The sequence below is a fragment of the Ruegeria sp. BF12 genome (assembly GCF_056538705.1).
The window spans coordinates 94,819-108,016 of record NZ_JBQFTP010000012.1 but is presented as its reverse complement, the minus strand read 5'-3'; the positions used below and the strand labels follow the sequence as shown (position 1 = coordinate 108,016).

Genomic DNA, 13,198 nt, shown 5'->3' with positions numbered 1-13,198 from the left:
GGAATGTGTGTACTACATTGTCGCTGAGATGACTTCACGCGGCCATTCAACGGACCAGCGTCGAATTGTCTGGGGCGTTGCCTTGTTGGTTTTTGCTTCAGTCGAAAACGCAGCGCGGAGCGGTCAAAATGAGGATATCTTCAGGGCGACGACTTGGGAAAACGATACGACATGACAGCTAACACAAGAGAGCACTGGGACGATGTCTATGGCGAGAAGTTTGACACCCAATTGAGTTGGCACGAGGATGATCCGGAGATATCGCTTGAACTCATCGAGTTGATCAGAGTGTCTAAGCCTTCATCCGTCATCGACATTGGCGGGGGTACATCTCGTCTTGCTGGAGCGTTGCTTGCGAAGGGGCTCCATGACGTGACAGTTCTCGATCTATCGCAGGTCGCGTTGGACACGGCCCGGGAAAGGTTGGGGCGCGCCGCTGAAACAGTCACTTGGATTTCCGCAGATATAACTTCTTGGGTCCCCGATCGCAGATATGACGTCTGGCATGATAGGGCGGTTTTTCACTTTCTCGTGGATACATCGCAACGCGCGGCCTATATGGAAAGAGTGAAGAGAGGGGTAAAAATTGGCGGCCATGCGATCATTGCTACGTTTGCACTTGATGGGCCGGAGACTTGCAGTGGTCTCCCGGTCGCCCGCTATAGTCCGAGCGATATCGCCATGCTTTTCGAGGACCACTTTGAACTCGTCGCGCATCGCCATCACCTGCACCAAACCTCTTGGGGGGAAAGTCAGTCTTTCCAGTTCAGTGTTCTCCGCCGCTGCGGTTGAGCCCACACCTGAAGCTGGCCCAAAGTGGTGGGCTTCCAATAAGCTTTCGGAACATGCCTATTGTGTTCACAAGTTACGTTTGGCCCTCAAAAACTGGCAGAACCACCTTAGCGCACAAGCCGCCAGTTTCTCTGTTTAGCAATTCTATTGTGCCACCGTGCGACTGGATGATCGTACGTGCGATCGACAGCCCCAAGCCGGTTCCGCCAGTCTCTCGCGAGCGGGATGTTTCAAGCCGCACAAATGGGTCGAATACCGCATCAAGCATATGCTCGGGGATGCCGGGGCCCTGATCCTGGATCAATATTTTTGCCTCATTCCCCTCTTGCTTGACCGAGACGTCGGCCCGGGCACCATACCGGCAGGCGTTTTCAATGATATTGCGCAGAGCTCGCTTCATCAGCATCGGTCGAAGCGTGACGGCCGGATTGTCTGCTACCGATACCTCAACCACGTTGCCGGCTTGCACAATGTCTTCGGTCGTTTTGGTTACGAATTCACCAATTGGGACGGTACTGGAAGGTTCGCGCGTGGCTACGCCCTTGGCAAATGACAGGGTGGAGTCCACCATATCCTGCATTTCCTCGATGGTCTCGATCAGATGGTCACGGGTCTCCTCTTCCTCCACCAGTTCGGCGCGAACCCGCAATCCCGTCAGAGGCGACCGCAAATCGTGACCCAGCGCCCCCAATAGTCTGGTCCGATCGGCAACATAGCGAGTCAACCTGTCACGCATATGGTTGAACGCCTGCGTCAAATCTCGCACCTCGGTCGGACCAGAAACCGTCAGTTCCTGGACGTCTTCACCGCGACCAAACTGGTCTGCAGCCAGTGACAGGCGGCGCAACGGGCCGGTCAGCCGTGTCAGTAGAAACCAAATGGCTGCTCCAAGAATTAAAGTTGCAGTGAAACCGAAGCTGACGAAGGACTGCAAAGGCCATTGCAGAGGAGGGTTATGGAACCGGGTATCCACGTTGAGCCATTGATCGGTCGTCAGAGCGATCGACAGCTGCATTTCAATTGCGGAAACGTGATCACGCATCATTGCCATGTGCATTTCAGCCATTGTGGACGGAACACCTTCGACCGGCAGCATATCAGGAGAGAACTCATGCAACTCTACCCGGATGGGACGGTTTTCATAGCCTGGCAGAATTCTGCGGATTGTGTTTTCGACCGTCCCACCAGCGCTATGCCCGGTGTGATCGACCGCGGGCGTATCTGTAAGGCTGAAACGCACCAGTGGAGAGCTTGCCGCCCGCAGGATCGCGTCGTGCATCTCGGGTGGAGCTTCTTCAATCAGCCGCGCGATGTTTGCGGCGCGTCCGGCGGTTTCCAGGCCAAGGGCCATGTGCACTGCCATTGAGCGTTCGTCGACGAACAGCCACAGGCTGACCAGTTGCGCGGCAGCCAGCGCGGCGATGATCAAAAGGATAAGCTGACCGCGCAGACTTTGGGCAAAGGCTTTCATCCCGTAAGCTCGCTCACGTCGGTCGACAGGCAATAACCGCCACCTCTTACCGTGGTGATGAGCTTCGGGCGCGTTGGGTCGGCTTCGATCTTGCGACGCAAGCGGCTGACCTGGTTGTCGATCGTACGGTCGAACAAGTGCGGGCTGCGGCCGGCGGTCAAATCCAGCAGTTCGTCGCGTGACAGGAGTTTGCGGGGCCGCTGCAGGAATACGGCCAGGAGCCGGACATCGGCGGTGGTCAGACTTTCTTCGGCCCCTTCGGCGGATATCAAAGTGCGACTGTCGGCATCCAGTACCCAGCTTCCAAACGCGATCCGTTTGCCGCTCAGATCGCCAGCCGGGGGGACGGTGGTTTCGGAACGCCGCAGGATCGCCTTGATCCGGGCCAGCAATTCACGTGGGTTAAATGGTTTGGGCAGGTAGTCATCGGCGCCGATCTCTAAACCCACGATACGGTCGGTATCATCGCTGAGGGCTGTCAGCATCAGGATCGGCGGGCCACCGGCCGCGGACAGGCGGCGGCAGACCGACAATCCGTTTTCGCCCGGCATCATGATGTCGAGTACGATAAGGTCAATCCGACCGGCCGCCAGTCGCGCGTCCATCTCGGTTGCGTCGCGCGCGGTACTGGCGCGCAACCCATTCTTTTCCAGATAACGGCTGACAGCATCACGGATTTCGCGGTGGTCGTCGACAATCAAGATATGTGGTGCTTCGGTCATGGCGCGATCATAGGCCCCGGCGCGGTACAAATCCCGGCTTTTTTGTAACCCTTTGTATCAGTTGGGCCGGCTGCGACACAACGATACAAACCGGGTTGAGTAGGGGGGTGGTGGCGCGGCCGAGGGCGGCCATATGCTTTGTGTAGAAACAAAAACCCGAGAGGTGAAAGTCATGAAAGTTACCTTCACGCTGGCCGCCGGAGCCTTTGCCGCGACTTTGATGGCGCTGCCCGCGCTTGCCGCCGGTCAGCATGGCAGCAGCGCGCAGATGCAGGGCCATCAGGGCGGCATGATGCAGGGTGCGCCCGGCGGGATGATGGGCGATCACGCAGGCATGATGCAAATGATGATGAAAACGCATGGCCAGATGATGGGTGGTATGCATGGTAAGGGTATGATGGGCGGCAACTGGCTGGCGGTTCTGGACATGGACGAGGACGGTCGCCCGAGCGAATCTGAGATCGCCGAAGGTCTGAAGGCCCGGATGCAGGCGCATGACGTTAATGGAGATGGCAACCTGTCGATTGATGAGTTCGAAGCGCTGCATTCCGGAATGATCCGTGAAACCATGGTGGACCGATTTCAGCATCTGGATGCCAATGGCGATGGCACGGTGACCACAGGGGAAATCGAGAAAGGCGCGAAGACGATGTCGCCGAAACACGGCATGAAGGCCTCGAAACCTGTGACAAAGGCTTCTGAAACCAACAACTGAAACGCAACCGTGTAGCCGGGTCATCGCACTCGGCACAAACCACTGAGGAACAAAGCGATGATGGGGTATGGCGCTGGAATGGGGTTTGGCATGATTTGGATGTCGCTGATTGCAGTGTTGATCGTTCTGGCGATCGTGGCACTGGTCAAATACATCGCTAAGTGACCTCGGAATCCGTCACTCCCGTATAGGGGTGGAGGGCTATGTCATAGGAGGAACGAAAGCTGGAAGGCCTACACAGCAATAGCCGTTTGGTTTTCATCGCGGTTTTGATCGCGTTTCTGATCGCCACCATCTGGTTGTGGCTGTCTGGCGCGTTGGACGCAGGACTATCGCGCGAAGTCATTACTGCGTGGGTGGATTGGGCCGGCCCGTTCGGACCCGTTGTCATCATCGGCTTCATGACAGCCGCAGTGGTTGCCAGCCCAATCCCCAGCGCTCCGATCGCTGTCGCTGCCGGGGTGGCATATGGGCATGGGCTGGGAACCGCATTGGTTGCTATCGGGGCGGAGTTGGGGGCGCTGCTGGCGTTCCTGATAGCCCGTTGGTTGGGGCGCGACGCGCTGCGCCGGTGGTTCGGCGACAAGCTGGACATGGGGTTGCTTGGATCGCAGAATGCCCTGATGTTGACCGTGTTCACCAGCCGCCTGATGCCTTTCGTTTCTTTCGACATGGTCAGCTATGCCGCCGGTCTGACCCAACTTCAATTTTGGCGGTTCGCCCTGGCCACCTTGGCTGGACTCCTGCCGGCCAGTTTCGTTCTGGCCCATCTGGGCAGCCAGATTACCGAAACCGCGACAGGCGGCACCAGCCTTGCGGTTATCGGGCTTGGGCTGTTGACGGGGGCGCCACTTATTTGGTTGGCTTGGAATCGCAAGATGCCCGTTGGCTCTTCAGACCACGAATTGAGCCAGATCAATGCGACCGGTCCAAGCGGCCCTAAACTGTTGGAGAATGGAGGAAACCCTAAGTGATCCGCGCACAATGGATATCAACTGCGACACGGACGGCCCGAGCCATGGGCCGGCTGCAGGTCCTGTTGATCTGTGCGTTGGTGGTTTCGATGCTGATCTCTGTTGTGCCGTCCCATGCCGGACATGACATCGCGAAGGCCGCCACCCAGGCCGAGCTTGTGATCGATGACAGCGGTGGGTATCCCGCGTCTCATCCATCAGAAGAATTAGACTGCTCAGTGCACCCGGGCTGCTATGCGATGGCAGTTATGGCGGCACCTGAATTGCTCTCGATGCGTATTGCTACGCCCGTGGCGCCAGAACGGTTCCGGCCACGCGCAAGCCTGCCGGTCGCCCCACTACCACATCCGCCAAACCTGTCCTGAACGTGACCGGCAATGGCCCCGGATTCGCTCCGGGGTCTTGCCCAAGCCGTTGATTGCGGCCCAACTCGGTTCAGGACACTTACCATGCTTGCCATTCTGTACTTTTTCGTCACGGGCGCGGTGCTATTCGCACTGTTGCGCCTGGCCTGTGGCTCCTGTGTGATGGGGATACAAGAACATCAGCCGGGTGTTCCGGTGATAACCCTTGGCTGGGCGCTCAGCCTGTTTCTGGCCGCAACCTACCTGCTGTGCGTGGCCTTTGACCTGATCTTTCCAAGTTTTGCCATGTACCGGACTTGGATCGGCCTGATGCCCGGAGTGACCTGGCTCAGCCTGCCCTCATTCCTGTTGGGACTGTTGTGGGCGTTTCTCTACGGCTGGTACGCCGCGTTGCTGTTCGGCGGACTGTTCAATGTCTTTGCGGCTCGCACAAAACTCAACTGATTGAAAGGACAAAGCCATGAAGGCCATCGCTCTGACCCTGCTTTTGACGCCCTTCCTGATGGCCGTCATCTACCGGATTTTTCTGCACGTGCCCGCCAATGCGCGCGTTTCAGTTGACGAAAGGAAACCTAAATGACCCTGTTCAATCTGGCCGCTGGCCTGTCCGTAGTAGCTTTGACCGCGCCCTCTCTCACGCTGGCGTCAACCGTGTTCATTCCCGAAGGCAGCGCGGACTCGGTTCTGGTGATCGACTCCGAAACCGGCAAGACCGTCGAGCGGCTGCCGAGGCTCGTGGCGGTCCATGGGCTGGCAGGCGCGCCCGACGTTAAGTACCTGGTCGCAGGCAGCTACGCAGAAACCGAGGCCACAACGCCACCAAAGCCCGAAGGTATGTCCGAGGATGAACACGCTGCGCACCACGCCAAGCGCGATGTCACCGCGTTGCCCAAAGACAAGGGGCGGAGCCTGCTGACGATCCTTGATGCGGAAACACGCGAGGTCGTCCGCCAGATCGAGGTTCCAGGTGCGGTGCATCACACCGCGGTGTCGCCCGACGGGCGGTTCGCGGTGGCGACCCATCCAGGCGGTGACGGTATTTCGATCGTCGATCTCGATAAGCTCAGCTTCCTTGGTTTCGTAGCAACCGGGCCAATGCCCAACTATGCGGTATTCGCGCCTGACGGCGACAGGGTCTATGTCACCAATACCGGCAATGGTACACTTAGCGAAGTAGATGTCGTCAAAGGCTTCGTCGTACGCAACATCCCCGTCGGCGAAGGCCCTGAGCATCTTGTACTTAACGCCACCGGCAGCGCCGCCTTCGTAGCCGACAGTGATGGTGGCAAGGCCTTCCGCGTAGATCTTGCCAGCGGTTCTGTCACCGAAACCTATGACATTGGAGGCGAGTTGCACGGGATCGGCCTGTCCGACCGCGAGGGCGTACTGTTCGTGGCCGCCAAAGGCACCGACCGGTTGTTGTCGATTGATCTTGCTACGGGCAAACAGCGATCGACCAACCTGTCACCGGCACCTTATCACCTGACGCCCATACCGAACTCAAGCAAGGTGATGGTATCAAGCCGAACCGAACCGAAGGTCTGGATCGTCGATCAAGTCAGCCTGACGGCTATTACCGAAGTGCCGATACTGGGTGAGGGCCACCAGATGGTTGTTCTGCCCTGAAGGACTGTGCCCGGCATTGTGTAATTAAACGGCTCTACGACCAAAGCTTAAACCAGGGAGCAGAACATGACAGAAGACCACGACATCAGAATCCACGCGAACGGCCCGACCGAGGTCGCTTACGTCTGCCCCATGCATTCTGACGTGCGTCAATCTGGGCCCGGCGACTGTCCCAAATGCGGGATGCACCTTGTGCCCGAGGGCGAGGTGGATGCGCATGCGCATCACCACCATTCCGCGCATCATGGAGCGACGGACGACAACGGTGAATATGACATCGTTCCGACAGGCTATGACGGACCCGTATATACCTGCCCGATGCATCCGCAGGTGCGGCAAACCCATCCCGGGTCCTGCCCACTCTGCGGCATGGGGTTGGAGCTGGAAAGCGCGGCGATGGTGGACGAGGGGCCGAACCCGGAACTGGTGGATTTCACCCGGCGCCTATGGGTAGGTGCGGTTCTGACGCTGCCGCTTTTGGTTTTCACGATGGGCCCCTACGTTGGGCTGTCTGGCGTGCGAGAGATTTTTGGTGAGCGTACAACCCTATGGATTGAACTGATACTTGGCACTCCGGTCGTTCTTTGGTGCGGCTGGCCATTTCTGGAACGAGGGTGGAATTCGTTTCGCACCATGAATCTAAACATGTTCTCGTTGATTGCCATGGGGGTTTCGGCCGCGTGGCTGTTCAGCGTTGTCGCCGTATTGATGCCCCACATATTTCCGGACGGTTTTCGAGATTCAGAAGGCCATGTTGGGGTCTATTTCGAAGCGGCCGCAGTTATCGTTACACTTGTTCTGCTCGGGCAGGTGATGGAACTGCGGGCCCGCGAAGGCACCGGTAAGGCGATCCGCGCTTTGCTGGACATGGCCGCAAAGACCGCCCGCATTATCCGCCCTGACAGCAGTGAAGAGGAAATCCCGCTTGAAGAAGTACAGGTAGGCGACCGCCTTCGCGTACGCCCTGGCGACAAGGTGCCAGTAGACGGCATTGTACTCGAAGGGCGCTCATCTGTTGACGAAAGCATGATCTCTGGCGAGCCGGTTCCGGTTGAAAAGGTACAGGGTGAGCCGGTCACAGGGGCGACAATCAACGGCACCGGTAGCCTTGTGATCGAAGCAACCCGAGTGGGCTCTGACACAATGCTGTCCCAGATTGTCGAAATGGTGGCCAACGCGCAACGCTCGCGCGCACCGATCCAGAAATACGCCGACAAAGTTGCCGGATGGTTCGTGCCAGCGGTCATTGGCATCGCTGTATTGGCCTTCATTGCATGGGCGGTTTGGGGACCGGCTCCGGCACTCTCCTACGCCTTGATCGCAGCGGTGTCGGTACTGATCATAGCTTGCCCGTGCGCGCTTGGCCTGGCCACTCCGATGTCGATCATGACGGCCACGGGGAGAGGTGCACAAGCCGGAGTTTTGATCAAAAATGCCGAAGCTCTGGAACGGTTCGAGAAGGTCGACACATTGATTGTCGATAAGACCGGTACCCTGACAATGGGCAAGCCAAAGCTTGTGGCTATATTACCCGAACCTGGCCATGACGAAGTCGAGGTGCTGCGGCTGGCCGCAACGCTGGAGAAGGGCTCGGAGCACCCGTTAGCTGAGGCAATCGTCACAGGAGCCGAGGAACGTGGCGTGGCCCTGTCCGACGCCAGTGACTTCGAGGCGGTGACTGGTAAAGGCGTGAAAGGCACGGTGGATGGCCGCCCCGTCGCGCTCGGCAACCTGAAACTGGTCACCGATCTCGGACTCGAGGCGGCCGAACTGACGGCCAAGGCCAATGCGCGTCGGGATGACGGCGAAACGGTGATGTTCGTGACGCTTGATGGTTCAGTGGCGGGGTTGGTTAGCGTCGCCGACCCGGTCAAGGAAACAACACCCGCCGCCCTCAAGGCGCTGCACGAGCTGGGTTTCCGAATTATCATGGCGACTGGCGACAACGAACGCACTGCAAAGGCGGTGGCCGAACGTCTGGGTATCGACGAGATTCGTGCCGACGTTCTACCCGAGGACAAGGCCCGAATAATTCGCGAACTGCAGGAGAAAGGCGCAAAGGTCGCCATGGCCGGTGACGGGGTGAACGACGCACCCGCATTAGCGCAGGCCGATGTAGGCATCGCAATGGGGACTGGCGCTGACGTAGCAATCGAAAGTGCAGGCTTCACGCTGGTCAACGGTAGCCTCGATGGCATCGTGCGCGCCCGAAGGCTGGCTCGCGCTGCTATGCGCAATATCCGGCAGAATCTATTCTTTGCCCTGATCTACAACGCCTCGGGCGTTCCGGTGGCGGCGGGTCTTCTGTTCCCGCTTTTCGGCATCCTGATCAGCCCGATGTTCGCCGCCTTCGCTATGAGTGCTTCATCGATTTCAGTGGTGTTGAATGCGCTGCGACTGCGGGGGGCGAAGATTTGAGCACGCACGAGCATAATACGCACGGTGCCGATGGCGCGCTGAAGCCCGGATCAATCTCGCTGACCGGGGCCGTCGCCATGGGTACCGGCGTTATGATCGGCGCGGGGATATTTGCACTGACCGGACAGATCGCCGGGCTGGCGGGGCCGTGGTTTCCGCTGTCCTTCGTGGTCGGGGCCGTGGTGACGGGTTTCAGCGCTTATACCTATATCGCCATGTCCAACGCCTGGCCCTCATCGGGCGGCATCGCCATGATCCTGACCAAGGCCTACGGGCCCGGGGCGGTTGCGGCGGCGGCCTCGCTGCTGATGGCGCTGTCGATGGTGATCAACGAAAGCCTCGTCGCGCGTACATTCGCGAGCTATGCGCTCCGCCCGTTCAACATCGAGAGCGGACCGCTGGTACCTTTGGTCGCGGTTGCGCTGATCGTCTTTGCCTATGCGGTGAACCGGTCGGGCAACCGGTCGGTGGGGTTGTGGTCGATCATCATGTCGGCGCTCAAGATCGGCGGGATCACAATATTCGGCATCGCCGCACTTTGGGCGGCGGGCGGAACCTGGCAGGTTCAGGGCTCGGAACCGGCGGCGCCGTTGGGGTTCGTCGCCTCGGTGGCCCTGTCGATCCTCGCGTTCAAGGGCTTCACCACCATCACCAACAGCGGGGCTGAGATCGTCGACCCGCACCGCAATGTCGGGCGCACCATCATGATTTCGATCGCGATCTGCGCGGTGGTCTACCTGCTGGTCGCCCTTGCGGTCGGCGTCAGCCTGCCGCCCGAGCAGATCCGCGCGGCGCAGGACTATGCTCTGGCCGAGGCTGCCAAGCCGGTGCTGGGGCAGGGCGGGTTCTACCTGACCGTTGCGCTGGCGATGGTGGCAACGGCCTCGGGGCTGATCGCCAGCGTTTTCGCCGTGTCCCGGATGCTGGCGATGCTGACCGACATGAAGATGATCCCGCACAGCCATTTCGGCATGACGGGCAGCATCCAGTCTCACACGCTGATCTACACGGTCGTGATTGCGGGTCTGCTTGCGGTGTTGTTCGACCTGTCTCGCATCGCCTCGTTGGGGGCGTTCTTCTACCTGGTGATGGACATGGCGGTGCATTGGGGTGTCTGGCGACGCTTGCGCGGTCAGATCAACGCCCGGGGATGGGTCTTGCTGACCGCTCTGACGCTGGATGCGGTGGTGCTGACTGCGTTCACAATACTCAAGCTACGCTCGGATCCGATGATCGTGGTTTATGCCGTTGCTGGCATCGGCTTGGTCTTCGCCTACGAGCGCATCTTTCTCAAACAATGGATCATCTAAAAGGAGGCAAATCAGCTATGACCCAATCAAATTTCGACGAAACTCGCGCCACACAGGAGACGACCGAAAGGGTCAGCTCTGACGAAACGCCCGAAGCGCCCAAAACCGAAGATCAGACGGCCAACGGTGCCAAGCGTAATTGGCTCCCGGTTGTCATTGCGATCGCGTTGGGCGCCGCTGTTCTGGGCTGGGAATACCGCGAGACACTCTATCCTTTGCTCAGTTCTCCGTTGCTGTTCTTGCTGGTCTGCGTGGGCATGCATTTCTTAATGCATCGCGGCCACGGCAAACACTGAGAACGGCGCCCTGTATGGCTGGCGGCTTTGCGGCAAGAACACTGCGCAACAAGGAGTAGGAATGGCCAACTGAGCAGAGCAAATACGTAATCCAAGAAGGAAGGGAAATTGCCATGTTAGCAGCTCCAATACGGATAGCCGCAATTGCACTGCCCCTGACGGCCGGTGCACTGCCTGTAATGGCTTCGCACGGTGAAGTTGAGCACTTGCGGGCGACGGACCAATTGCCCATGGGGCTCATCATGCCTGAAATGAATGCCGAACGGGGCAGGGCGCTGTTTGTCAACAAAGGCTGTATCGTCTGCCATTCGGTTAACGGTGTGGGCGGCGAGGACGCCCAGGCGCTGGATACCGACACTATGGAAGACATGATGAACCCCTTTGATTTTGCCGCCCGTATGTGGCGCGGTTCGGCTGCGATGGTCGAACTACAAAAGAAAGAACTGGGCGAACAGATCGAGCTTAACGGACAGGAACTGGCCGACATCATCGCCTTTGTCCATGACGCACGGGAACAGGCAAAACTGACACGAGATCAGATTCCGGAAGGCATCGCCAGAATGATGCACCATGACGTCGACGAAGATCACTCCGATGAATCGGAAATGGAGCATCAGGGTGAAGAAGAGAAACAGAGCGACTGATCAATGTCGTTCGTGTCCTACCATTCGATGAACCCGTCCTGACGCACAGGAGGAACAGTATGTCTGAATTTTCTGAAAGACAGGCACCTTCAGAGCCTGAAACTCGGCGAGATTTCTTATACTTCGTCACCGGCGGTGCCGCCATCGTGGCCATGGGCGCGGCGGTCTGGCCACTTGTTAACAGCATGAACCCCAGTGCAGACATCTCCGCCCAAGCCGTTGTCGACATAGATCTTGAAGGAGTCGGACCAGGAACGAGGATCACTGTTAAATGGAAAGGCAAACCGATCTTTATCGACCACAGGACTAAAGAGCGGATCGCGCTGGCTAAGGCAGAAGACGATGCACCAATGATCGACCCGCAACCTGACTCCGAGCGCGTACAGCGACCTGAATGGCTGGTAGTTGTTGGCGTATGCACCCATCTGGGATGCATACCGCTCGGGCAGGGTGGCAGCGAACCCACCGGAGACTGGGACGGTTGGTTCTGTCCGTGTCACGGTTCACATTACGACACGTCAGGCAGAATTCGGAAAGGCCCCGCGCCCCGCAACCTCGATCTGCCCCCTTACGAGTTCGTGACCGACACGCGGCTAAAAATAGGGTGACAGCGTGGTGAAAATCAGAACTGTTCGATCGTAAGCGCTATCGAACTCAGCAGTGAGAAATGGGCGCAATTCGGGCCTTGAACGGAAGGTAGCGGGGTTGCTTGAGAACCGGATTATCGCCAGGCCGGACCCAGAGTGGCAGGTGCAGAAAAAGAGGAGATCAAGGCTTCCGTTTCCGAGTTGAGTTTGCGCCAGATCATTGTGAGAAATCCCTGCGTCGCCCAGAAAGCCATATCTGATGAGTATCCGAGGGTGACGAATATGGCGGTCCCGTATCTGCGGTCCGCATTAAATCCTACCGGTGCGTTTTTTACATCGGCTTAAGACAAGCTTTCCCAGGAGGGAACATGACAATGAATAACCTGAGCCGCCGCCGCTTGATGCAAGGAGCCGCGGCCCTTGTGGGGAGCGCGGCGCTTCCCGTCTTCGCGAAAACAAGCCCCTCAATCCATGTCCTGAAGGATCCGAATTGTGGGTGCTGCGGATCGTGGATCAAAATCATGCGGGCGGAAGGTTTTGAAGTAGGCGTGGAAAACAGTGCTTGGGAGGCCTTGAACGCTTACAAAACCGCCAATGGGATTCCGGAGGGCATGATGTCATGCCACACGGGCCGCGTGGAAGGCTACATGATCGAAGGACACGTCCCACCCGCTGACATTCGGCGCCTGCTGGGCGAACGCCCGGATGGTGTCGGACTGTCGGTTCCGGGAATGCCTTTCGGCTCACCTGGCATGGGACCGGAAAGCGAACGCGAAGCTTTTGACGTCTTCCTGATCCGCAAGGATGGAACCACAGAGGTGTTCGCCAGCTACCCGGCGGCATGAAGTGCCGGTAGCGCTGGCGAGATCCTGAAAAACACGGCCCTCGCTTCTTCTGCCCGGTTTACGTGACATTCTTCACGGCAAACCAGTTGATCCGCGACTTCGCGCCTGCCTTGTCCTATCGGGCAAGTTCCAGCCTACGGTGAAAAAATACCTGCGTCCGCAAAGCCTGATGACCGGCTTTGCGGACAAAACCGACATCACGGTCGCCGTATCAACCGCAGCATTTGTCGCCCGCCTGAATTGGCGGGCATGGGGCCGATCCGTAGGAACAGTAGACGCAGCAATCGCCGGGAAGTGGCTTCAGGACTTTTCCGCAAGATGTGCATTCGTAGAACCACTGGCACGCATCTGTTGGCATCGTTTCAGGTCTTGAATGTCCACATTCCGGGCAGATGATCGTGCTGACAAGGTTCGGGCGTTCTTCACTCATGGC

Annotated in this window: 15 protein-coding genes; 12 read left to right on the top strand and 3 right to left on the bottom strand. The window is 58.4% G+C overall.

The genetic code is table 11. The features are described from left to right. Window positions 1-171: 171 nt before the first annotated feature. Window positions 172-792 (top strand): class I SAM-dependent methyltransferase, encoded by a 621-nt coding sequence (locus ACR0J0_RS17885; RefSeq protein ID WP_480665413.1) that lies wholly within the window; start codon window positions 172-174, stop codon window positions 790-792. Window positions 793-865: 73 nt separating this feature from the next. Here the strand turns inward: ACR0J0_RS17885 and ACR0J0_RS17880 are convergent, their stop codons facing one another. Both ACR0J0_RS17880 and ACR0J0_RS17875 read right to left on the bottom strand, forming a co-directional pair. Then, window positions 866-2,296, bottom strand: coding sequence for an ATP-binding protein (locus ACR0J0_RS17880; protein WP_254448066.1), 1,431 nt, complete (start codon window positions 2,294-2,296; stop codon window positions 866-868). Beyond that, window positions 2,260-2,985 carry a response regulator gene (locus tag ACR0J0_RS17875; protein ID WP_171676540.1) on the bottom strand — a complete coding sequence of 242 codons (726 nt, stop codon included), beginning with the start codon at window positions 2,983-2,985 and terminating at the stop codon, window positions 2,260-2,262. Before ACR0J0_RS17875 ends, ACR0J0_RS17880 begins: the two co-directional genes overlap by 37 nt. A gap of 172 nt (window positions 2,986-3,157) precedes the next feature. Between ACR0J0_RS17875 and ACR0J0_RS17870 the strand changes: the two genes are divergently transcribed. From ACR0J0_RS17870 to ACR0J0_RS17820, 11 genes are all read left to right on the top strand, one after another. Beyond that, the gene (locus ACR0J0_RS17870) at window positions 3,158-3,700 is read left to right on the top strand and encodes an EF-hand domain-containing protein (RefSeq protein WP_253762181.1); all 543 of its coding nucleotides are present in this window, start codon (window positions 3,158-3,160) and stop codon (window positions 3,698-3,700) included. Between the two features lie 251 nt (window positions 3,701-3,951). Beyond that, a complete protein-coding gene (locus ACR0J0_RS17865; protein WP_371810746.1) occupies window positions 3,952-4,674 on the top strand; it encodes a TVP38/TMEM64 family protein in 723 nt (240 codons plus the stop codon). Beyond that, the gene (locus ACR0J0_RS17860; protein ID WP_157054266.1) at window positions 4,671-5,039 is read left to right on the top strand and encodes a hypothetical protein; all 369 of its coding nucleotides are present in this window, start codon (window positions 4,671-4,673) and stop codon (window positions 5,037-5,039) included. Before ACR0J0_RS17865 ends, ACR0J0_RS17860 begins: the two co-directional genes overlap by 4 nt. Before the next feature lie 84 nt (window positions 5,040-5,123). Continuing rightward, window positions 5,124-5,483 (top strand): hypothetical protein, encoded by a 360-nt coding sequence (locus ACR0J0_RS17855; RefSeq protein ID WP_171676542.1) that lies wholly within the window; start codon window positions 5,124-5,126, stop codon window positions 5,481-5,483. 132 nt (window positions 5,484-5,615) lie between these two features. Continuing rightward, window positions 5,616-6,665 (top strand): YncE family protein, encoded by a 1,050-nt coding sequence (locus tag ACR0J0_RS17850; RefSeq protein WP_171676544.1) that lies wholly within the window; start codon window positions 5,616-5,618, stop codon window positions 6,663-6,665. Between the two features lie 132 nt (window positions 6,666-6,797). Next, window positions 6,798-9,083, top strand: coding sequence for a copper-transporting P-type ATPase (locus tag ACR0J0_RS17845; RefSeq protein WP_171676571.1), 2,286 nt, complete (start codon window positions 6,798-6,800; stop codon window positions 9,081-9,083). Then, entirely contained in the window at window positions 9,080-10,393 is a 1,314-nt protein-coding gene (locus ACR0J0_RS17840) for an APC family permease (protein ID WP_171676546.1), read from the top strand. The genes ACR0J0_RS17845 and ACR0J0_RS17840 overlap by 4 nt, the downstream gene beginning before the upstream one ends. Before the next feature lie 17 nt (window positions 10,394-10,410). Next, on the top strand, window positions 10,411-10,689 hold the full coding sequence (locus ACR0J0_RS17835) for a DUF2933 domain-containing protein (RefSeq protein ID WP_170515721.1): 279 nt from the start codon (window positions 10,411-10,413) through the stop codon (window positions 10,687-10,689). Window positions 10,690-10,802: 113 nt separating this feature from the next. Continuing rightward, window positions 10,803-11,333, top strand: coding sequence for a c-type cytochrome (locus ACR0J0_RS17830; RefSeq protein WP_171676548.1), 531 nt, complete (start codon window positions 10,803-10,805; stop codon window positions 11,331-11,333). Window positions 11,334-11,392: 59 nt separating this feature from the next. Continuing rightward, window positions 11,393-11,941, top strand: coding sequence for a ubiquinol-cytochrome c reductase iron-sulfur subunit (gene petA / locus ACR0J0_RS17825; RefSeq protein ID WP_170515728.1), 549 nt, complete (start codon window positions 11,393-11,395; stop codon window positions 11,939-11,941). Between the two features lie 347 nt (window positions 11,942-12,288). Next, on the top strand, window positions 12,289-12,765 hold the full coding sequence (locus ACR0J0_RS17820) for a DUF411 domain-containing protein (RefSeq protein ID WP_171676550.1): 477 nt from the start codon (window positions 12,289-12,291) through the stop codon (window positions 12,763-12,765). A gap of 211 nt (window positions 12,766-12,976) precedes the next feature. On the opposite strand, the gene ACR0J0_RS17815 is transcribed toward ACR0J0_RS17820, so the two are convergent. After that, window positions 12,977-13,195: a GDCCVxC domain-containing (seleno)protein gene (locus ACR0J0_RS17815; protein ID WP_247748072.1), complete on the bottom strand. Its 219-nt coding sequence runs from the start codon at window positions 13,193-13,195 to the stop codon at window positions 12,977-12,979. Window positions 13,196-13,198: the final 3 nt, after the last annotated feature.